Source organism: uncultured Methanobrevibacter sp. (genome assembly GCF_902788255.1).
In the GTDB taxonomy this organism is placed as follows: Archaea; Methanobacteriota; Methanobacteria; order Methanobacteriales; family Methanobacteriaceae; genus Methanocatella.
Genome location: NZ_CADAJR010000015.1, coordinates 1 through 21,833, shown reverse-complemented (window position 1 = coordinate 21,833; position 21,833 = coordinate 1). Strand labels below are relative to the sequence as shown.

Below are 21,833 nucleotides of genomic sequence, written 5' to 3'. Positions count from 1 at the left end.
GGAGGGTAATTTATGGATCTGTCAAATGAAATAAATGGAAAAAATATATACTTGCAGAATGGGTTTAGAATTTTTAATTTGCCCATCAATGCAAAGCCGAATAAAATAAACAATGAATTTAGTAGAATAGAAGCTATGAAAAATCTTAATAGTTTGGACAATACGGAAAGTTTGGATGTTTACAATAATCTCGCTTTTCCCATTGAACCCAAACCAAATTTTTTAGATTATCAGAATGCTAAAAATAGATTGTCTAAGCCTAGAAGCCGATTTATTGATGAATTGTTTTGGTTTTGGCCTGAAGACTTGGGCAATAAAAGAGACGAAACAATAATGGCTTTGAAAAAAGTTGATATTGATGGTGCAGTATCCCTTTGGAATTCCTCCACTGCGGCTAATGCTTCACATAATCTTGCCGTATATAATCACATAATGGCTATTGATGCTGAAATTAGGGGAGATTTGTCTTCCAGTCAGGGTTACTGGAGAGAATCTTTAAAACAATGGCATAAAACATTATCAAATGATAACTTTAAAAATTTAACATTATTGAGGGTTCAGCAATTGAATGACCCTACAATCAAGCAGGATTATGTTGAGGATATTTTCAGACAATTCCCGGTCGCAATTTTATCCATAAATGCATCCTTCGCTAATGATTATTATGAAAAACATGAGAACTCTAATTTTGGCAAACACATTGAATTGATTAGAAATTCTGATTTTGATGAGCTTACCAAAAAACAGGCTTTAAAAGGCATTTTTGATTCCCTATATGACTCCGTTAATGAGAAATTTGAAGCGTTTGAAAAGTATGAATATGAAAAACAGTCAGATATTCCAAAAATTGAAAGCTTTTTAGCCAGTATTAAAGATGAAATCGCCATTCTACAACAGTACTTTGGTGATGATGCTCAATTCCAATTGTTAAGTGATAATATAGCAAAATCAGTTAAAGGATATTATGTTTCAATTGTAAACAGAGCAGATTCATTCGACGGATTTGATTTGGATAAAATTAAACAGGTATTTAAAGGTTTAGTTGAAATGGCTTATACAATTTCAGTGAAGCAGGAAATTGAAAACAACCTTGAACAATTGGAAGAGGTGATGAAATCCGTTAAATCATCTGCCCAGGATGATGCAATCCATAAAAGGATCACTTCATTTATTGAAAATGTCGAAAATAGATCATTACCCTATGTGAAAACATATTCTAAAGATATGCAGAGGGAATTGGATAATTCCGATTCTCCAAATAAGGAAGTGTTGTCTGATGGTTTTGCCCTATCCTTGGACAATTTTGTTATTACATATGTTAACCAATCCGAATCCGATATTGATAGGGTAATAAGAAATAAGACTACGTTACTGGGCTTTTTAAGAACCGCACAGATATACGCCACCTCCGATGAGGTTAGGGAAAAAGTTAAAAAGGACATGGAATTCTTCACAGAGCAATTGCCTGAAATAGAAAAACAAAAAGAAATAATTAAACAGTTACAGGATTCCGGTGTTGATTTAAGCAGTCTCGGATCCAGTTCAAGCAGTTCATCAAGTTCCGGTGGAGGAAAAGGTGGAGCCATCGGGTGCATAATTATTATAATAATAATCTTTGCAATAATTGCGTACTTCCTTGGATTCATTTAATATGGAGGAGCTTATGTTTTTCAATAATCGTCAGCTAAAATTTCCCGAAGAATTTAGGATATCCTCCAAATGGGACTATCATTATATTATTGATAGGTTAAATGAGGAAAATGATGAAGTTGCCAAGTTGCAGCGTGAGTTAAAAGTTCTTAAATATGAAATCGCTGAATTGAATGGGGAATTGAAAAATTCTCAGGACAATTCTTTGGATATGGACATGATGAAAGAGGTTATACTTCGTGTATGGAGGGCGAATAACAGGATTGAATTTTATAAGGCAAACAATAACCTGAAAAGGGTAGAATCAATGATAAAATCAAATGAGGAGTTTGAGGACAATGAAATTACATACATTACAAAAAATGTTAACAATTCCCTGAAACCCCTTAAATATGTTGAAAATCAGCTGAAGGCTGTTTTGAAATTTTTAGAAGACAACGGATTTGTAATAAAGGACCATACCAACTCCAAATATTATGATGGTATGGCTTTGAATGTTTTAGTTTTTGAAACGGATGATAATGTCGAAGAAAGTACAATAACGGAAACAATTAAACCGTCCATATTCTACAATGGCGAACTGATCTTAAACGGTGAAGTTGTTGTTACTTCTCCTTCTTCTTGAGAATAATTAAAAAAGGTGATATTATATGGTAGAGGAAAATACAGGTACAATAGATTACGGTATTGATTTAGGTACAACCACAAGTTCTATTGCTAAGGTTGACGGGGACACCACTATTGTTGTTCCAAATAAAACAGACAATAAGAATTTTGTCGCATCAGCAGTTTACATTAAAAAGAATGGAACCATTTTTGTCGGGGATAAGGCAAAAAATAAGATTGCAACCGACCCTAAAAACGGTTTTGCCGAATTCAAATTAAGAATGGGTTCCGATCATGTTTATGAATTTGAAAAAAGCGGCATGAGAATGACTCCTGTGCAGTTGTCTGCGGAAATCCTTAAAAATCTGAGGGCCACAGTTAAACAGATGTATCAAAAGGACCTTCGTGCAGCTGTAATTACAGTTCCTGCTGATTTCACTGCTCCTCAAACTCAGGCAACCACTGAAGCGGCTGAACTGGCTGGTTTTAAGGAAGTCATATTATTGCAGGAACCGACTGCCGCCGCAATGGCATACGGGTTTGGAAATTCAACAGATAATGAGCTCTGGTTAATCTACGATTTGGGTGGAGGTACATTCGATGTATCCATTATGAAAAAGACCGAGGATGAAATCGTCAACGTCAACAACCAGGGTGACGCATACCTGGGAGGTAAGCTTATCGACTGGGATATTGTGGATAAGGTATTTGTGCCTGCCCTGAATGATGAATTGGGCTTGACCGATTTCAACCGTGACAATGAAAAATACTTGAAGCATTTCGCCAAATTGAAAAAGGCGGCCGAAATAGCCAAAACCGACTTGTCCACATATGACACTGCGGAAGTTGAAATTGAAAACTTCTTCATCAGCGATGATGGGGACGTGTTCGATTTTGAATATGACATGACCCGTCAGGAGCTGGACGAAATAATGAGGCCTTACGTTGACCGTACCATAAACCATTGTCACACAGCTTTGGAGGATGAGAACCTGTCCATTTCCGATGTCACCAAAATCATCCTTGTTGGAGGCTCAACCCTAAGTCCATATATACATGAAAGACTGACCGAGGAATTCAACATTCCACTGGAATATTCAATCGACCCTACAACCGTCGTTGCAAGAGGTGCTGCAATATATGCCGGAACAAAACTTATGCACGTCACCGATGAAGAGCCTGATGAAGGCTTTGTAAGCGTTGAGTTGATGTATGAGACTTTAGGGGATGACATTGAATTCAATGTGAGCGGAAAAATCATTAATCCGCAGGGATCATCTCAAGGATACTCAATTGAATTTGTAAACGGCGTCACCGGTTATTCATCAGGAAGAATCCCGGTTGCCGAAAACGGATTTTTCACAACACAGCTTCTGGCTGAAAACGAAAACGATTACAACATATATCAGATTAAAATTTATGACTCTTCAGGAAATATTGCCAATCTGTCCCCTAACTGTGTGAATTCCATCAAGTATAAAATAGACATCATTCCCGACAGGCCAAAACTGTCCCATACAATCGGATTGGGTAAATTTGGAAATGAACTGGATGTCATTGCAGAAAAATCCACTGAACTGCCGTTCCACTTCAGGAAAACCTACAAGTCTTCCAACCCGGTTCATAGGGGAAATGCCTCAGATGAAGTTTATATTCCATTATATCAGGGAAACATGATTAAGGCCGACAGGAATACCCTGATTGGTCATTTGAAAATAACAGGTAATGACGTTAAAAGGGACCTGCCGGCGGACAGTGAAATTGAATTGTCCGTAACCATCAATGAATCAATGAACATTGAAAGCAGCGTATACATTGAATATCTGGACCAGGAATTTGATGAGGGTATGGTCATCACATCCGAGAAAAAGTCTCGTGACGTTCTCATTGAAAGATTTGAGGAACATAAGTCACGTTACAATAAGATTCTTACTGAATCTGCAGGCACAACCAATATGCAAATTCAAAATTATCTCAACCAGATAATATCTGAAAACATGATCGACAACATTGAGACTTTCCTGAGAAACAGTGAAACCGACCCTGACGCATTGGACAATGCAAGTAAAAGGATTAATGAATTCGCCAATATTCTGGACAATATCGAGATAATTCTCAACAGTCTCCTGTCCTGGGATGAACTTAAGGACGAGACTGACCAGTTAATTGCGGATATTGAGGCAAATCTTGACAAGGCCGAACCTCAAACCAAAGTGCTGTACGAACAGATGAAAGGCATGTATGATAATGCGGTTGAAACCAAAAATGACCAGTTGCTTGCAAATGTCAAGGATAAAATGCAGTTCATTTTCGCTCAAATACATGAAACTGAGCTTATAATGTTCACATTCTTAGAATTTGCATCTTCAGGCGAATTTATAGATCAAAATGCTGCAAATGATTTGATTCAAAGAGGTAATTCCGCCCTATCAAATGGAAATATTGATGAATTAAGGTCAATTGTAAGTCAATTGTATAAAATCACCAAGCCTTCAGTGTTCGCTCAGGCATCCGATGATGTCAAAGAAGACCCTGGCCAGAAAGACAACAGGTTAAGATAAGCATGAAGTGATTTAAATGGCGAATGGATATATGGACTCTGGCAGTGAAAGAGTCACTATCGAGATAGCTAAAAAATTGGCTGGTGACGGCAGGTACAGGGACGCATTCAACCTATTGCATCCCTTAGCTAATTCCCATCATGCCATTGAAGTTTCAATCATTATGGCAAAAATATATGCGCAGAACAGGGATTTTGAATCCGCTGAAATATATTTCATCCGTGCTTTGGAAATTGATGAGAATAATGCCGAAGCCTTTTATGGATTAAAAAAATGTCGTGAATTGAAAAATTCAAAAATCAGGACTTTTTTTAGTTTCAATAAAATAAATATTGTGTCAGTGGCCATTATCTTTTTATTGGCATGCCTGCTTGCAGTCGCATTGAATGCAATATTTTAGGATAATGAAACTTCAGGTAGTATTTGAAAACCGATTTCAAATATTACCCTTTTTTTTAGATGATAACATGTGTAAAAATGGCCGTTTGATGAAATTGCCTAAAAGAGGCAGAGCTTTAATCTTCACAGATTTGCATGGCGATCTGGATGATTATAATAAGTATTTGGAGAAATGGGATTTCAATGATCCCGATTGTCATATTATCATAGCGGGAGATTTTATTCACAGCATTTATAAAAAGGATTATTCCCTGGAAGTGCTGGAGGACATGATTGATAAGTATAAGAAATATGATAACTTTCATCCCATTTTAGGCAATCATGAATGGGCCCATATTGTTGGCGCCAATGTATTTAAGGCAAATATCAATCAGAAAATAGACTTTGAAAGGCTGATTATCGAGAAAAAAGGCTCTTTGGACCCATATTTATCAGATTATATCGATTTTTTCAAGTCAATCCCCTTTTTTATACAGTGTGAAAATGGTGTTTTTGTATCCCATGCGGGACCTTCACCAAAAATAAAGACATATGACGACTACAAATCAATTATAGAAGGTGAGGAATATCTCGACAGGTCAGTGTATTATGTATTGTGGTCCAGATTTGAAAAGGATTATTCAATTGAGGATGTTTCCCGATTTTTGGATATTGTCGAGTCCAATGTTATGGTGATCGGTCATAATGTCATCAGTGAAGGCTATGAAATTTTTGGAAGGCAAATGATACTCTCTTCAAGTTTTGGAGCTGAAAAGAAACTTTATTTGGATATTGATCTGGAAAAGCAAATCAGCAATACTGATGATTTGATTAAATGCCTGAAAAATTTGGATGACTAATTCCATGTGTGATGAAACAGGCCTTTTTTAGCTTTTGAAGATGGATGATTTGGCAAATCATATTCCATGCATCTCAAATTGAAGATAATCCGGACTTTGATTAAAGCAATTGCTTTGGATGACTTATATCTTTTTTTCAACAGATAATAACTTATAAGATAGTGCTTAAATGGGCATTATTGGGAGTAATGTTATGAAGTTTAAACATATAATATCTGTTTGCATACTAGTGGCGATTCTGGCGATTGGTGCTGTAAGCGCAAGTGATGCAAACTCAACAGATGATGCGATAGCGCAGGAAGAAATTTCAGTAGATGAATTGAGTGTATCAGAGGGTGATGTTTTAAAAGCTGATGACGGCACATTCACCACACTTAAAAGCAAGATTGACAGTGCCGAGGCAGGGTCAACCCTTAACCTGGTAAATGATTACAAATATGATGAGGGATTCTATACGAAGGGTATCTATATCTCCAAGGACCTGACAATCAACGGAAACGGGCATACTTTAGATGCACAGTCCAAATCAAGAATATTTGAAATCGGACCGGGCGTCAGCGTGGTATTGAACAACATCAGATTCACCAATGCCTTTGCCAATTACGGCTCAGCAATCAAAAGTGAGGCGGATTTGGAGATAAACAAGTGTGTCTTTGAGACTAACAAAGCGGAACATGACGGTTGGATAAGCGGTGATTCCCACTGGAGCAAGTATCCCAATGCGGTTGCTTCAGGTACAATTTTAAGCGATGGAAACCTGAAAGTCAAATCCTCAACATTCACAAACAATGAGGCCGAGTATTATGGCGGGGCCATCGATAACTTCCGGGGAAACCTGATTGTCGAAAATAGCAGGTTCACAGCAAACAAGGCGGATGGCGGAGGTGCCATCTATAACTGGAGGGGAACCTTCAGGATTTCAAATTCCGAGTTCAGAAGCAATGCCGGACCGCATACGGGTTCTGAAGGTGGTGCAATCTATGCCATCGGTGGAGGCGTTTCCCAAATAGATAATACCTTGTTCTATGACAATTTTGCCTCAAGGTTTGGAGGAGCGATTTCTGTTAGCATATGGAACAGTGAGAGACCTACCCTGAATGTGAACTACTGTGAGTTTGATAAGAATGCTGTATCCGATGATGGGGGTGCAATCTATATCTCAAATGCTGTGGTGAATATGGACCATGTCACCTTCAAGGAAAACATTGCAGGAGTGTTTTCACTTTCAGAGCAGAGCAATACTCCTGAAGGGGGAGCTATTTATAACGGTTATTCCGGTGAGCTGAAGGTCACCAACTCAAAATTCATCAAGAACTCCCCTAACGCCAGAAGCAACGGTGCGGTGTATACTGATGAAAGCTTCGGAACAGCCACCTCCAGGATAACAGGCTGTGTGTTTTCTGACCGCTATATTTCAGCATCCAACCTGAAAACCGTCTACAGGAAAGGTTCCTATTATTCAATCAGGATATATGACAGTGACAAGAATCTTAAAAACGGTGTCAAGGTCGTTGTTAAGATAAACAACAGGGCGTTCAAAACATTAAGGACAGATTCCAGGGGCATTGTCAAGTTCAAGGTGTCCCAGGCTCCGGGCACATACAAGGTTAAAATCACTGCCCTCGGCGAAACCGCAACAAAAAAATTGACCGTAAAGCATCTCTTGAGCCTGAAAAAGGTGACCGTCAAGAAATCCCTGAAAAAACTGGTTCTCAAGGCAACCCTCTCAAAGCTTAACGGAAAATACCTCAAAGGCAAAAAGGTCACATTCAAGTTCAACGGTAAAAAATACAGTGCAAAAACCGACAAGAAGGGTGTTGCAAAGATAACCGTTAAAAAACCGGTTCTCAATAAGCTCAAGGTCGGTAAAAAGATCATCTATCAGGCAACATACCTGAAGGATACAGTTAAAGTAGCTGCGAAAGTGAAAATGTAGATGAATTCAATTCATCTGCTTTCTATTTTTTTTTAAATGGGATTTTTTTTATATTATTTGACGGATTAATTTCATTATTCAATTATTTTTCCAATTAGAAACCGTGTGTCTGAATGTCTTTGCAGGTTGAATAAACAGATTGCCTGAGCTGTGTCATGAATATTATCCTTTAACTCTGAAGATGATGAGGTCAGTTCATGTTTTGTTGAGGCACTGTTTGCAACGTAGCCAATTTTTACATCTCCGGCATATACTGCAATCGCATCCCGGTCAAACTCGTTTTCCGGTTCTCTTAAAAGCTTTAGGAGCATTCCCGCTGCAAGGTCGGTGCTGTTTTCATAATAGAATCTTCCGGCTATTGTAAACAGTTCACCTTTGTCAATTGACTTTAGGGTTTCAAGGTTTTTCAGATATTCCCTTTCATCATTGATATGGCGGTTGATTTCATCTCTCTGGTTGAGGTACTTGTCAATTGACTCCTCACTATTAATCCCCGGACGTGTTTCAAGCGCTTTTTTGTTTATCTCTTTTGCCTTTTCCAATTTGTCCAATCCGTTCGGCAGTGTTTTTGACTCATCAATCAATACATATGCCCAGTCATAAAGCATTCTCGCCTCATTGTCGCTTACAAGATTGTCGAATGCAAGTTCCAGTGACTTGTCATAGCACTCCTCCGATTCAGGGTATCTTTTCATGGCCTCAAGAATTATCGCCTTTTTGTTCCAGTTCCTTGCATTGTCACTGTCCAAATCAAGTGCCATATTGATATAGCGCAGAGCATCCTCCTCCCTAAAGTCCATATAGTAATCCCATGCCTTTTTTGAATACTCATCCCTTTTACTGGTGTCTATTAATGGTTAATCCGGTTCTATACTGTAATCGTCATTGGAGGTTGGGTTGGAGCCCATGTCCCATCCGTTGACAGCATCGCGAAACGGGTCGCCGGTCTGTCCCCTGTATTCCTCATCGTCATTATCGTTTCTGAAAAATCCCATAATTATCAACCTGTTTTAAGTTTTAGATTAATTGTGTTGTAATGGTGATGGTTTATTTTAACTGGTTTTTAGTTCCTAGCGGATATATGAGTGGTCATAGAATCCATCGCCGTATGTCTGAATTCCGCTTTCAGGAGACATGCTAACCTCTTTTGAGCATATCAGATTTCTTGATGTGTCGTAGATGTTAATTTCGGCATGATCCGGGAAGAACCTGTATGCATCTGCGCTTCTGATGTTTATGTAACCGTCGGATGTTACGGTTATTGGAACCATGTTTCCGTGATTCAGGATGGATCCGTCACGTGAATACCAGATCTGGACAATGACATTCTTTCCTGAGTATGCGGTACCGACATCCATGGAGGCATAGGTCAAGTCATCCAATCCTCCGTTGGTTGAAAAGGCCCCGCCATAGATTTCCATTGCTGAGACAACTGATATGCTGCTGAGTGCAATCAGGCATATCACCAGTGAAATTATTATTTTGTTTTTTGAAATCATTTTCTTAACCTCTGTACATATTTTTGTTTTGAGTGATAAATAACTTTTAACATAATAAAAAAATAAGAATAAGGATTATTTTCCTTATTTTTAAGTTTTAATGATTAATTTACTTCCAGTACATCTGATCAATCATGTGGTCTCCCTCATAGTAATAATCATGAATGAAACCTGGTTGTTTGTTGGCTCTTGTAAAAACAATTAATTTATGGGGAACACTGACCTTTTTGTAAACGATTTTCTTTAGTTTAACTTTGTAAAAAGTTAGTTTCTGCTTATGGGTTACGATTTTGTAATATGATTTATATATTGGCTTGTTTACCTTAACTTTATAGTAATCATAACAGATGTCCCCGTCACTGTAATATCTCCATACGCTTTTAACATATTTGATATTATAGCCATATTTCTTATAAGGGCTCCAGTATTTGCTTTTGTACAGATTTCCGTCTGAATCTATCCAGGATTCATATGTTTTTATCTTTTTTGTAACCCAAACCTTTTTGGTGCCGACCTTTTTTTCCATCCACTTTGTGGATTTCCATTTGTAGGTTTTTTTAATCTTTTTGATTTTCTTTATTTCCCACTCGTTTTTATAAATGTATTTGCCTAATTTTGTATTATATGCAATATTGTGAATTGATTTAGGAATTTTTTTATAGACTGTATCTGTACATTTATATTTTTTGAGATCTTTTAATCCGTATACATCAACATAAATGTTTTTATAAGTATTGGATTTGGCTTTAACTAATTTATATCCGTCAGATGTTTTGTATGAATACTTTTTAACCAATTCTATATTTGCATTTTTTGCCGCTCTTAACTCCTGGATATCACTTGCAGGCAATGCCTTGTCTGCATGAATGTCCATTTCCTCTAATTCAACTGGACCTTCCCATTCTTTTGCTTCTCTGTCATTAAATTCGTTAGGACTTAATTTTAGGACCGATTCTGTTTCATCTATTGTCAGATTGTCAGCTGAATTGTCCATTGCTGAAACTGAACTAACAGTCAGTCCTATACAAAATATTGTCAATAATAGTAATATTATTCCCTTTTTGTTAAACATAATTTATAATATGTTTATTATCATATTAAATACTTTTAGAATAAGCTACGTTATACTTTACTTGGAGTCACTGTAATAACTTAAAGTTTAATTTAAATTTTTTTCTTGTTTTGATAAAATCAAGCTATTACTCAGTACTTTTTTTAGAAAGTGGAGATTATTAATTCATTGATATGGCTATGGGAGTTTCATTTTGTGTAAATTTAATGCATTTTAGAAAATATGAATTTTCTTTTTAATATTATTAGATTATTTTTGTCAAGTATGTTTTTACAAGACCATGTATTTCATCTAATGGATGTGAATTGATTTTTCAATAACAAAAATTCATGAAATCATGCCATCAATGACTTTTAAATTATCACATTGAATCATGACCAGTTTATTGTCCTCAATATAATTGAAATAATATCTTGAATGGGAATTTTCAACGAAACCTGTTTGCGTGGTTACTTTGGAACTTTTAAAAATGCCCTCAACACCATGTATGGATTTGTTTGCAAATGTTCCGTCATTCAAAACATTTAAATCTATATTGTCATCCAATTCAAACACTGCAATATCCAATAACAGCAGATCATTTTGCTTAAACGATTTTTGATGGCTCTTAATGACATGTTTGGAAACGCTTTTTGAAAGATTGATTTTCTCGTGATGGTCCTCTTCAAAATATCCTGCGGGAACTGTGAAATTTAGTTTTCCCACTTCCACGATTTTAGGTGCCGGAGTCTGATATTTGGATCCTCCATAATGTTCGGGAGCTCCCTCATAAGCCATAAAAAGAACAATAAGGGATAACAAGAAAAAAGTAATTGCAAAAACCGTTCTTTTATCCATGACTCTTCTTTAAAATTCATGATATTTAAATCTTATCAGTGTCAGGGAAGGTTCATCTTGATTTATCCCGTAATCATCATGGATGTTGGGCTAAAACCCATATCCTTTCCGTTAACCTCATCACGAAATGGATTTCCTGGTTTCCACGGTATTTGTCATCATCATTATCGTTTCACTATAACTATCTGATTTAATTTGAATGGAATTAATTATATAATGTTATTAACATAGGTATAAATATCAATTTAAAGGATTTGGATTAAAATGAAAATTATTTCCTGGAATGTTAATGGCATTAATAAACGATTAAATGATGTTAAAGAACTTATTGAACAACAAAACCCTGATATAATATGTATTCAGGAAGTAAGGACTTCTGATATTCCTGAAATTGAAAATTACACACTTTATGGTTATCCGTCATCTGAACCGGGTAAATATGGAACAGCGGTTTATACAAAGGTCGAAACACTTTCCGTCAGGAAAGGTTTTGGCGATAAGGAGTTTGACGCTGAAGGAAGAGTAATCAGAATGGAGTTTGAAAACTTTTATCTGTATAATGTTTACTGTCCATCAGGTTCCAGTTCACCTGAAAGACTGGATCGCAAATTCAGATTCTATGATGGGTTCACAGAATACGTTTACAAATCAAACAAGCCATCAATAATCTGTGGAGACTTCAATAGGATATCTGCTGAGATTGATGCTAAAAATCCTAAAAATATAAAAGGCAAATCAGGATTCCTTCCAGAAGAGCAGGAATGGTTTAAGGAAATATTGACAAAATATGTTGATGCATTCAGAAAGTTCAATACAGATGGGGACAATTTCACATGGTGGCCAAACCGAAAAGGCTTCAGGGAAGCTAATAAGGGATACAGATTTGACTACTTCCTTGTATCCAACACTTTTGAGGCTACATTGACAGATTCATACATCCTAAAAGACCAAATGGGTTCAGACCATGCACCAATCGTATTGGAATTAAATTCCTGTCCTGTATGTGGAATAGTAAACGATAGCGAAAATGAATTCTGCGGGTACTGTGGAATTAAATTAATAGAAACTGAAGATGAAGAGGAAGAAATTTGTGAGGATAAATTAAAAATTCCTAAAGACAAGATAATTCTTTTGGATTTAAATTATACTTTAATAGCCAACTCCAAGGAAATAAAATGGTTGCCAATGGTTGAAAAAATCAAATCCCAAAAATATGAAACGGATTTAATCAGTTTAATTAAAGATAATTATGTTATTTTAATAACAGCTAGTCCTTACAGAAGGTCTTATGCAATTCTTAGGGACCTTAAAGAGAAAACCGGATTTGAGCCGGATGAAACATTTTGGAATTTTGGAAATCGCCAACCCCATGTATTGAAGAAATACTGGATGGAAAATGAGGTAATGCCTCAACACGGAGATGATGGAGATAGATATTTGGCTATTGAATCAAATCCTGCAACCAGAAGCATGTATAAGAAATTGGGAATTGAAGCAAGACCAAAAGGAGATTTTATTTAACTGGTGAAATTATGGGGTTTTTTGATAAAAATGACTTAAGTAAGGAAGAAAGGGAAAGGCAGGAAATTAAAAGAATATTGGAAGAATATGATATATTTAAAGGAGTTGAAGTTGAAGTAATTCTTCCTGAAAAACAATTAAAAACATCCGGGAGTAGTGGAGCGAAAAAAGGGGTTGCTACACTAGCTTTTGGTATAATAGGATGGGCTGCAACAAGTGGAACAAGTCAAAATGAAGAAAACAGGATAATTACAACAATTTTGCAAGTTGTTGATAAAGGTATTGTTTTTAAAAATGGGGCTATTGATGGATGTGATATAAGAATTCCTTATGAAGATATTGTCTCTGCAGAATATATGGAAGATAATAAAAAGAGGTCCATGGGAGTACTTACATTATTGGGCAATAAAAAAATATTTTTTATCCCAACTTTTGGAAGTTATAGGGGAGAATATGTTATAAATCATTGCATTGATATTTTAAATGAGCGTATTTCCGGTGTACTTTATGAAGAAGAGGGGTGGGGATTGAAAATTGATTTTAATCAAGTAAAAAATTTGGATGCTCAAAGAAAAAAAGATAATTTGCAACGTCTTGAAAAGATGTGTGAAAATGGATTAATTACTGAAGAAAAATTTTTAAAATTGAAAGAAATTGTTGAAGATGATGTAAATGATTTAAAACAGTGCAAAAACTGTGGAAATGAATTGGCAAAAGACTCTAAATTCTGTGATGAATGTGGAACAAAAGTTGAATAAATGGGATTGTTATGAAAATAGTTACTTGGAATTCTAATGGTTACTTTAGTGAAAGATTTCCAGCTATTCTTGAAGAGGATGCAGATATATATGTAATACAGGAATGTGAAAATCCATTGACAATAGATTCGCAAGAGTATAATGAATTTGCTTCCAATTATTATTGGGTGGGTCATAATCAGAGTTATGGTCTAGGGATATTTGCCAAAGATAATATAAAATTAGATTTAGTGGATTTGGATGATAAAGGACTTAGATATTTCATTCCTGTTAGGGTTAATGATGATTTTAATCTTTTAGGTGTTTGGACTAATCCTAACATTGAAGGACGCAAGGAAATTTATTATCCTAAAGAGATTACCAGATATTATGAAGAACACAAAAATTCAGGGTTTTTCAATGAAGAGATGATTATCTGTGGAGATTTTAATTGCGATGTAAGATTAGTTAACAAACAGCATGGAAAGAATGTTTATGAGATGATAGAAAAATTATCTGAAAAAGGGCTTGTTGATACATATCATTATTTTACTGGAGAACAACAAGGAAAAGAATCAATACCTACATTTTATTGGCGTAGAAATTTAAACAGTCCTTTTCACTTGGATCACGTATTTGCAGCACCAGATAAAGTTAAAGATTTACAAATTGGAGATGCCGATAAATGGATAGGGATAAGTGACCATATGCCGATTGTTTTTGAAATTCCGGAGTAAACTACGATGATGATTGATCCAGTAACTTTCAGAAAATCATTAGAAAATGCAACACCTTGAAGAACTCATAAAAAAACGGGACGAACTTATACTGGAAATCCGCAGGTATGAAAAGGATAAAGATTTAATGGAAGATAACATTATTGAGCCCACTCCTAAATTTGTTTATATGATGAATAAGGAATATCTATCAGAGGTATGTAATCTGATTAATGAAAAAAGTTAAAAATAGTGTGAATAATAGAAAAATACATTGCAATAAAAGGAGGATAAATTATGACAAGAGCAGAAGCTGAATTGCACAGCATCCGAACAACCATTGAAGCATATGAAATGATTTTAAAAAATAATACTGAATTATCCGAAGACGATAAAAACAATATCAGAAAGAAAATAATGGAGTTGGGAGAAATTCGAGGTAGAATCTTATCTGAAATATACAATTATGGTCTTTAAAAATATTAAAAAACAATGTAGGAGTATGAATAAAAAGTAGTTTACGATTTATTCCTCATAACCCAAGGTATTGTTTTTGATTTCTTTAATTTTTTCATCTAAATTTTTGTATGTGCCGTCTTGTTCACACTTATCAGTTAAAATCCATTATAATAAATAAAAAAAGAATAACTATTAAAAATAATAGTTATTTCAATAAAAATGCATAATCCAGGGCTTGTTTGAAACTAGGGTTGTCCATAACATTTGAAAATGTTAATAAGAACCCTCTTGGGATGAAATAATCATCTAATCCCGGATTAATTACAACTCCTCCCATGTCACTTCTTAACACATAATCAAAGAATTCAGAAAGTATGGTAATTTGATAATAATAATAAAATTCTGAATTATAATCCATTGTGTTTAAAATAGCATTTTTGCTTGTGAATAATATTCCAAAGTTTTCTTCATCATTTCCGGTATTACAGACTTCAAATCCTCCAACATCTTCTCTGAATATTATTCCATTATTAGAATAATCTTCCAGATTTTCTTCATCAACAATAACATTGAGTAATGTGGATTTTGTTAATTCCATCATTAAATCATCAAAGTTATTGTCATTGCTGGGATTTCTGATAAAATTGACTAAAGAATCATTTGATGTATTTTCAGCAATATTTTTTAATTGATCTGATTCGTATCCTCTAAAATTATCGTTGATTGAAAATGTTGGGCCTAATGATAAATTATTTAATAAATCAGATGGTATGAAGAAACCCTCACTGGCTAAATTGATTATAATTCCATTAAAATTATTTTCATTGATTAAATCAACATAATACCGGATGTCATTAGGGACGGGGTCATATTCAGAATCTAAACCTTTATCTTTAACATATTCCTCATCATCAGTGTATAATGGAATAACTGTCTCACCAGCATCATTTGTTAAATTTTCTGATATTAATTCATCTCCTTCAATTATGCCTGGAATTAATAAATTGGATACTCTCAATTCTCCGATAAATTCAAGGAATAAATCTTCTGGAGGTTCCTGACCTTTTTCCAAATAGTCTCCAATGTCATTAAATACAGTTCTTAAGTGATTGTTGGTCACATATGATTCTTGCATAATTTCACCGCCTTAAATTGTTAAAGGTTCAACCTTATTTAATTTATTAAATTCTTCTAGATTATCTTGGATATATCCACTTTCAGATTCAAGATTATCCATCAAAATTGTTGATATTACAATGTATTTGTCTCCTTTATATGAAACAACTTCCAAAAGGCCACCTAAATTGTTTTCACCATCCGCAAAGGCATAATAATTATTTTCATAATATTCAAAAGCATATTGATCGTGATTTGATAAGAAAAGTGCTTTTGAAGAATCATCATATTCATAAACTAGCATGCCTTGGCCAAGATCATTGATATATCCGTCTCCATCGTCCATTTTTTTAAAAGTGTTTGGATACTTAAAATCATGCACATTTGCAGATGCTACAAAACTCATAGTAAAAATTAATAAAATTAGTACGATGGCTATTTTATTAAAATACTTCATTTTATTTCTCCCATAGTTTATTTATCCTAAATATCTATTTACTACATACTCTTGGTCACGTTGATTAAGTAAATCAGCAGCATCCATATATGTCGGTGGGAAATATTGCTGTATGCTTGTTGCATTCAGATTACCTGTTTTATTCATATTATTCAATGTTTTTAAATCATAAGGATTGTTAGTTTGAGTAAAAATGCTTGGGAATGTAATTGAATCTGAGCCAACGCATTCAACAGGTTTTACACCAGGATGAGCTTTAATATCTGAAACATCATATAATCCATAATTATATGGAGTTACCTCTTTTGTTTTATCAACCGGATTATAACATGTTATAATATAATCTGTGCCATTTACTGTACATTTCATTATACTGCCATACATGTTCTCTTTTTTGATTCCTTTAGAATTTGTATCTTCTTTTATTTCTAATTTATAACCATTACTGAGATTATTTTTATATGTTAAAACTCCTGATTTATTACTCTCAAGAGTGTATTCATCAGGGATTATAATTTCAGTTTTTTCAACATTCATGAGCATTACTGTTCCTATTAGGGCAATTAATGCAATTATCACAATCAATGCTCCTATTATTAATTTTTGATTTTTTTCCATAGAATCACACCTAATTAATTATATTTTTAAGTACCAATAACTTTTTCAATTGTTTTTACATCTTCTGCTTCAATCATTACACAAACACCATTTTCAACATACCGAAAAGAAACTAGACTATCATGTTTATAATAAAAATTATCATTTGACATTTGAAGTTCACTAGGAGAATATTCATAAAACTCACCTCTGTTGCCGGCAATTGTTTTTTCTCCACTACTGAAATCTAAAATATCTTCTGCAACAAATGGGTCTCCGTAACTGGAACTTGTACTTATGGAAATAGAATTATTCCCATCAGTATAAACTTTTCCAATATAATAACAGGGATGATCTTCCATATAATTATCAATAACAGAACCATCTTCAGCCATAGTCATTTCTTCATCTTCATGGTAGTTATTTGGAATATTAAATGTAACTCCATTAATATCAACGGAATAAGTATTGTCTGCAGCCATTAATGGAGATAAACATACACAAACAACTAATGTTAATGTTAAAAACATTAAAATATTTTTTTTGACATAAAGTTCCTCCTTTTTAATTTTATGAATTATTTATTATCTTTACCGCCAATTGAGTTCGAAATTTGGGCAAGAACATGTGGATCTTTAGATTCAGCATATAAACAATATCCACTAGCCCCTCCATCACGAACTATAGAATACATTCCACTGGTCTCGTCATAAAATACCAAAGCATCATCTATTTTTTTGTGATCATCATACTCTACTGAATCATGCATTTTTCCACTTATGAGTTCAGCATCTTCCTGTACGGATGAATCTTCATATTCTCTAGTCCAAACATTCATGCCTGATAGTTCATCTACTGTTTTTTTATTAACAGGTCCTTCAGGAGGAGTAAACAATATCACTTCTGCTAAATCGGATTTATAATAAGTTAAGGTATTCTTTTTTTCCTTTGTTGAATTAATTGGAACATCTATAGGAATTCCATCAACAATTTCAACTGTTTTGCATTCTATTGGAGTAGGCTGGCTTAATAGCGTAAATCCTACTACTGCAACAATGGCTATAATGGCTATTGCTCCAATTATCATTAATTTCTGCTTTCCTGTTGATTGTATATTTGAATCATTTTTTTTATTTTCTACATTTGGTGCAACTTTTATTTTGGCTCCACATTTTTCACAGAATTTAGCATTTTTGTTTTTTATTTCTTCTCCACATTCTTCACAAATTTTAGGCATAATTATCACCTCAATAATTTATAAGACATATGGGGTCTCTTATAAATGCATTTTCAGATTTGCACAATTTTGTATTTTCTTATTTCTCCATATGGTTAATATGAAGTGACATTTTACTCAGTATTATCTTTTATTTTTTCGCCACATTCTGGGCAAAATATACTTTCTTCAGTTAATTCTGCACCACATTTTTTACACTTAAGTTCATCCTCTTCCTCAACAGTCATGTTTTCTTCGGTAGCAGGTTCATTATCATTTGCATTCAGATTTCTTCCACAACCTGGGCAGAACTTTGCATCGTTCATTAATCCCTGACCACATTCTGTACAATATTTATCAAAATTTTTTGTAGCATTATTGGACATATTATAATTGGTAGATGAAACTACATTTTTTGTTTGATTAGGTTCACTTTGAATGGATAATAAAAATGCACAGAATAATCCGTAAATGCATAAAATTAGTTGAAGGATATCTGATAATAACATTGATTCAACATAGCCATCAGCGAACATATAACTATCAGGTAAATAGTAGATAAGTATTTCGGATAATGAAGATAGGCCAACAAGCAGTAATAATAATAAAATTATTATTGAAATCACCGATAGAACTTTACTGTTTTTTATTGTAGGGCTGGGTATTATTAATAATATACAGGGGAAAATTAATATTAAAACGTCTCCAATTCCAATACCTGGATGGCCAATTCCCCAAAACAAAAAGCCAACAATAATACCGACTATTCCAAAAATAGTTTTGTTATCATATGTAATTTTTGATTTTAATTCGTCTAACTCTCCCATTTAATCACCTTTATTCTTCTTAAATTTATATGTTTAATTAAGTTTTTTTTTAAACACAGATTTATTACATTTTAATATTATATCTATACTTGAAATTTATTTATAGATATCGATTTAAATAATGCCTTGACTTTATTTTATTACCTTTTTAGGAAAATAAACCATATAATTTACTTTATAATATTATATCTTCATTAATTTATACAATTGAATAATTTTAAGGTTATTTTTTTATTAGCTCAATAAGATATGTAAAAATTAAAATGATTAGTAAGGTTATTAGATTAAAAAAATTTTAGTTAAATAATAATGATAATTAAGTACTACAGTGTCAGTAAGGGAGGGTATTGATTCAGATTACATTGTTATAACAAACTCTGGTGAACGGATCAACTGGAGGTAGTGATGATGAAAATGCTCCTTCATTTACTACTCGTGAGGAATATAATAAAATTTTAAATGATATGGGTTTCAATAGAACTAGAATATAGCTATGAGGGTCTTTTGCTTTTTTCACCGGAGCTAGATTTTTTCATGAACGCTCGTTATTGAATTAGATGGGAATTGTTTGTGGTGTTTAACTTCTCATCCCCTATTTGCATTGTAACCCTTAATGCCTAATTAATGGGGGACAAGCCCCCATATAATTACCCAAGAAGCCAATGCAAAATAAAATCAAGTTTATCAAAACTAACCTCGAACCGACCGCTAAAGGGTCGGTTCTTAAATCTGACAAAATTAATTATTCTTCATATATCTATTGTGACTCATTTCATTTGTCGCAACCTGTCCATCAGAGATGTATAGCTTATTTTGAATACACTATCTATACGGAACAGACCGGCAAGGGTCGGTTCCTCCCTATAGTATATGCTCACCAATTCTTTACACCAGACCTACACACACGCCTCCCTTGCGGTCGGCGTGGTTCCGGCCTGGCGAATTGGTTCACTTATAACATGTATCTAGTGTTTGATTCAAAATTATGTTTTATATAAAAAATATTATAAACTTCTATAAAGATACTAAAATTAAAGTATATTTTTTTTATCAAGGGATTTAATTAATTTTATTAATGAGTGATATAAATGTTAGAAGAGGAGTATCTACAAGTTTCTAAAGAATTATCTTCTTTAAAATATAAGCGTAACGAATTAGAAAGAAAATTGGAATTGCCTCAATCTAGAGAAGATATTATTGAATATAAATACGATTTAATAAAAATTAATGAAAAGATTCGAGATTTGGATGATGAACTGCATATTTTAGAAAAGAAAATTCAAATAGAAAAAGAAAAAAAATTAGAAGAAGAAAAAAAACAAAAACAAAAGGAATTACATTATAAAGAATTTTATATTCTACTAACAGAAAATATGCATATTTTTAATAAATTCTTTAAAATCACACAATGGAATAATGAAAAATCAGTAAGATATTTGTTAGAAAATTATACTGAACAACAACTTTACGAAATATTAAATTTATTTAATTTTTTAGATTCACAAGTTTTTGATAATTTTATAAATGATTTTCACACAGATAATACTCCATTTAATAGTCTATTAAATAAATATGAAGATAAATGTAAGTCTATTGAAAATTTGAAACCTGGGATAAAAAATATAATTAAAAATGTTGAAAATAAACATGATTTGAAGTTTGATGGAATTGATAGAGGATATTCTCCACAGGTTATATTCATTAAAGATTATTCTAAAGAAGTTAATTTTCAATCTTTTTTATTAAAAAATTTTGAAGATTTTGTATATGGAGATATTGAAGTTTATTGTGATGTTAATGGAATAGATTTCGATTGGGAAAAAATGTCTGAATATGACAAACTTGACTTAATATCCATAACTTCTTTTTGTGAGTGGTATTGTGATGAATTATATAATGAAATAAAAGGGATTATTGGGGATGAGTTTGATTATTATGTGGATATTAAACTCCCTAACAATCCGAATCCAATAACTCTGCAAACTACTGAATATCAGAACTGGAAAAATAAAGTTTATGAAAAAAATATAAAAAAATATGAGGAAGCCATAGCCAGAAAAAAATCAGAAATAAAGCGCCACCAGTAATGTCCCCCAGAAGTAAAGTTTTTTCTGATTTCGCAATTGTTATTGTTAACGTTAAAGTTAATTAAATCGACGATAAGTTTGTAGCTTTAATATTCTTGACTCTATATTTGATTTACTATTGTTGGTTGAGAAGTTATTTTGACTTTCACCTAATTATATATCAAGCTTAATTCAAATTCCAAATCTCAAAATGCTGATGTTAAAGTAAATTTCGGTTTGGTTTTGGTATCGTAACGTTAATGTTACATTAATTTAAAGAATGTGTGCTGTCTAGTCTTGTTTTGTGAGGTTCTTCGTTTACTTTAACAGAGGGGTTGTGAAGTTGATTTGACTTTAACTCCAACATATATATCAATGTGCAGGGGAAAATAAGTTCTGGAATTGGAATCGTTAATGTTAAAGTAAATTTCAGTTCTCTCTTAGCTATCGTTAATGTTAATGTTAACGTTAATTAAATCAAAAGTAAATCTCCATCTTCAATATTATTAATAGCTTTTCACTTTAACGGAATGGATTGTTAATGTTAAAGTTAATTTCAATCCTCGAATATATATCAAGTCCATTTCAAAATCAGATTCCAAATCCTGAAATGTTAATGTTAAGACTCTTTCAAAAACTTTGTTGATTTTAAAAATTCAATGTAGTTGACAGGATATCTTTTAAATTACTAGAAAACACAAAAATGAAATGTGTTTTAAAAA

At 33.4% G+C, this 21,833-nt stretch carries 23 protein-coding genes; 12 read left to right on the top strand and 11 right to left on the bottom strand.

Going from position 1 to position 21,833, the window contains the following annotated elements; translation table 11 throughout:
- The first annotated feature begins 12 nt into the window (after positions 1-12).
- The 6 genes from QZV03_RS05275 to QZV03_RS05250 all read left to right on the top strand — a co-directional run bounded on the left by QZV03_RS05275 (position 13) and on the right by QZV03_RS05250 (position 7,991).
- Positions 13-1,650, top strand: coding sequence for a hypothetical protein (locus QZV03_RS05275; protein WP_296874657.1), 1,638 nt, complete (start codon positions 13-15; stop codon positions 1,648-1,650).
- 13 nt (positions 1,651-1,663) lie between these two features.
- Positions 1,664-2,275 carry a hypothetical protein gene (locus QZV03_RS05270; RefSeq protein ID WP_296874656.1) on the top strand — a complete coding sequence of 204 codons (612 nt, stop codon included), beginning with the start codon at positions 1,664-1,666 and terminating at the stop codon, positions 2,273-2,275.
- Between the two features lie 25 nt (positions 2,276-2,300).
- A complete protein-coding gene (locus tag QZV03_RS05265) occupies positions 2,301-4,817 on the top strand; it encodes an Hsp70 family protein (RefSeq protein ID WP_296874655.1) in 2,517 nt (838 codons plus the stop codon).
- A 16-nt stretch (positions 4,818-4,833) separates the two neighbouring features.
- A complete protein-coding gene (locus QZV03_RS05260; RefSeq protein ID WP_296874654.1) occupies positions 4,834-5,217 on the top strand; it encodes a tetratricopeptide repeat protein in 384 nt (127 codons plus the stop codon).
- Between the two features lie 67 nt (positions 5,218-5,284).
- Complete coding sequence (locus tag QZV03_RS05255; protein ID WP_296874653.1) at positions 5,285-6,055, top strand: metallophosphoesterase; 771 nt, start codon at positions 5,285-5,287, stop codon at positions 6,053-6,055.
- A 193-nt stretch (positions 6,056-6,248) separates the two neighbouring features.
- Positions 6,249-7,991 carry a hypothetical protein gene (locus QZV03_RS05250; RefSeq protein ID WP_296874652.1) on the top strand — a complete coding sequence of 581 codons (1,743 nt, stop codon included), beginning with the start codon at positions 6,249-6,251 and terminating at the stop codon, positions 7,989-7,991.
- 74 nt (positions 7,992-8,065) lie between these two features.
- Here QZV03_RS05250 and QZV03_RS05245 read toward each other — a convergent pair whose 3' ends face one another.
- The 5 genes from QZV03_RS05245 to QZV03_RS05225 form a co-directional block, all read right to left on the bottom strand.
- The gene (locus tag QZV03_RS05245; RefSeq protein WP_296874651.1) at positions 8,066-8,791 is read right to left on the bottom strand and encodes an HIRAN domain-containing protein; all 726 of its coding nucleotides are present in this window, start codon (positions 8,789-8,791) and stop codon (positions 8,066-8,068) included.
- A 57-nt stretch (positions 8,792-8,848) separates the two neighbouring features.
- The gene (locus tag QZV03_RS05240) at positions 8,849-8,986 is read right to left on the bottom strand and encodes a hypothetical protein (RefSeq protein ID WP_296874650.1); all 138 of its coding nucleotides are present in this window, start codon (positions 8,984-8,986) and stop codon (positions 8,849-8,851) included.
- 75 nt (positions 8,987-9,061) lie between these two features.
- The gene (locus tag QZV03_RS05235) at positions 9,062-9,490 is read right to left on the bottom strand and encodes a hypothetical protein (RefSeq protein ID WP_296874649.1); all 429 of its coding nucleotides are present in this window, start codon (positions 9,488-9,490) and stop codon (positions 9,062-9,064) included.
- A 109-nt stretch (positions 9,491-9,599) separates the two neighbouring features.
- Complete coding sequence (locus QZV03_RS05230; RefSeq protein ID WP_296874648.1) at positions 9,600-10,562, bottom strand: hypothetical protein; 963 nt, start codon at positions 10,560-10,562, stop codon at positions 9,600-9,602.
- Between the two features lie 327 nt (positions 10,563-10,889).
- A complete protein-coding gene (locus QZV03_RS05225) occupies positions 10,890-11,339 on the bottom strand; it encodes a hypothetical protein (RefSeq protein WP_296874647.1) in 450 nt (149 codons plus the stop codon).
- Positions 11,340-11,663: 324 nt separating this feature from the next.
- Here QZV03_RS05225 and QZV03_RS05220 point away from each other — a divergent pair, with 324 nt between their 5' ends.
- The 5 genes from QZV03_RS05220 to QZV03_RS05200 are packed head-to-tail and all read left to right on the top strand — an operon-like array spanning position 11,664 to position 14,850.
- Positions 11,664-12,920, top strand: a complete 1,257-nt coding sequence (locus QZV03_RS05220) for an exodeoxyribonuclease III (protein ID WP_296874646.1) — start codon at positions 11,664-11,666, stop codon at positions 12,918-12,920.
- Positions 12,921-12,931: 11 nt separating this feature from the next.
- A complete protein-coding gene (locus QZV03_RS05215) occupies positions 12,932-13,678 on the top strand; it encodes a zinc ribbon domain-containing protein (RefSeq protein ID WP_296874645.1) in 747 nt (248 codons plus the stop codon).
- Positions 13,679-13,689: 11 nt separating this feature from the next.
- Positions 13,690-14,394: an endonuclease/exonuclease/phosphatase family protein gene (locus tag QZV03_RS05210; protein WP_296874644.1), complete on the top strand. Its 705-nt coding sequence runs from the start codon at positions 13,690-13,692 to the stop codon at positions 14,392-14,394.
- Between the two features lie 46 nt (positions 14,395-14,440).
- Positions 14,441-14,620, top strand: coding sequence for a hypothetical protein (locus QZV03_RS05205; protein ID WP_296874643.1), 180 nt, complete (start codon positions 14,441-14,443; stop codon positions 14,618-14,620).
- A 50-nt stretch (positions 14,621-14,670) separates the two neighbouring features.
- Positions 14,671-14,850 (top strand): hypothetical protein, encoded by a 180-nt coding sequence (locus QZV03_RS05200; RefSeq protein ID WP_296874642.1) that lies wholly within the window; start codon positions 14,671-14,673, stop codon positions 14,848-14,850.
- Positions 14,851-15,037: 187 nt separating this feature from the next.
- Here QZV03_RS05200 and QZV03_RS05195 read toward each other — a convergent pair whose 3' ends face one another.
- The 6 genes from QZV03_RS05195 to QZV03_RS05170 all read right to left on the bottom strand — a co-directional run bounded on the left by QZV03_RS05195 (position 15,038) and on the right by QZV03_RS05170 (position 19,045).
- A complete protein-coding gene (locus tag QZV03_RS05195) occupies positions 15,038-15,967 on the bottom strand; it encodes an SseB family protein (protein WP_296874641.1) in 930 nt (309 codons plus the stop codon).
- A gap of 12 nt (positions 15,968-15,979) precedes the next feature.
- Complete coding sequence (locus QZV03_RS05190) at positions 15,980-16,354, bottom strand: hypothetical protein (RefSeq protein WP_296874640.1); 375 nt, start codon at positions 16,352-16,354, stop codon at positions 15,980-15,982.
- Positions 16,355-16,426: 72 nt separating this feature from the next.
- Positions 16,427-17,023 carry a hypothetical protein gene (locus QZV03_RS05185; RefSeq protein ID WP_296874639.1) on the bottom strand — a complete coding sequence of 199 codons (597 nt, stop codon included), beginning with the start codon at positions 17,021-17,023 and terminating at the stop codon, positions 16,427-16,429.
- 26 nt (positions 17,024-17,049) lie between these two features.
- The gene (locus QZV03_RS05180; RefSeq protein ID WP_296874638.1) at positions 17,050-17,532 is read right to left on the bottom strand and encodes a hypothetical protein; all 483 of its coding nucleotides are present in this window, start codon (positions 17,530-17,532) and stop codon (positions 17,050-17,052) included.
- Positions 17,533-17,579: 47 nt separating this feature from the next.
- On the bottom strand, positions 17,580-18,239 hold the full coding sequence (locus QZV03_RS05175) for a zinc ribbon domain-containing protein (RefSeq protein ID WP_296874637.1): 660 nt from the start codon (positions 18,237-18,239) through the stop codon (positions 17,580-17,582).
- Between the two features lie 113 nt (positions 18,240-18,352).
- Entirely contained in the window at positions 18,353-19,045 is a 693-nt protein-coding gene (locus QZV03_RS05170) for a zinc ribbon domain-containing protein (RefSeq protein WP_296874636.1), read from the bottom strand.
- A 1,088-nt stretch (positions 19,046-20,133) separates the two neighbouring features.
- Here QZV03_RS05170 and QZV03_RS05165 point away from each other — a divergent pair.
- Positions 20,134-21,132: a hypothetical protein gene (locus tag QZV03_RS05165; RefSeq protein ID WP_296874635.1), complete on the top strand. Its 999-nt coding sequence runs from the start codon at positions 20,134-20,136 to the stop codon at positions 21,130-21,132.
- Positions 21,133-21,833 lie beyond the last annotated feature (701 nt).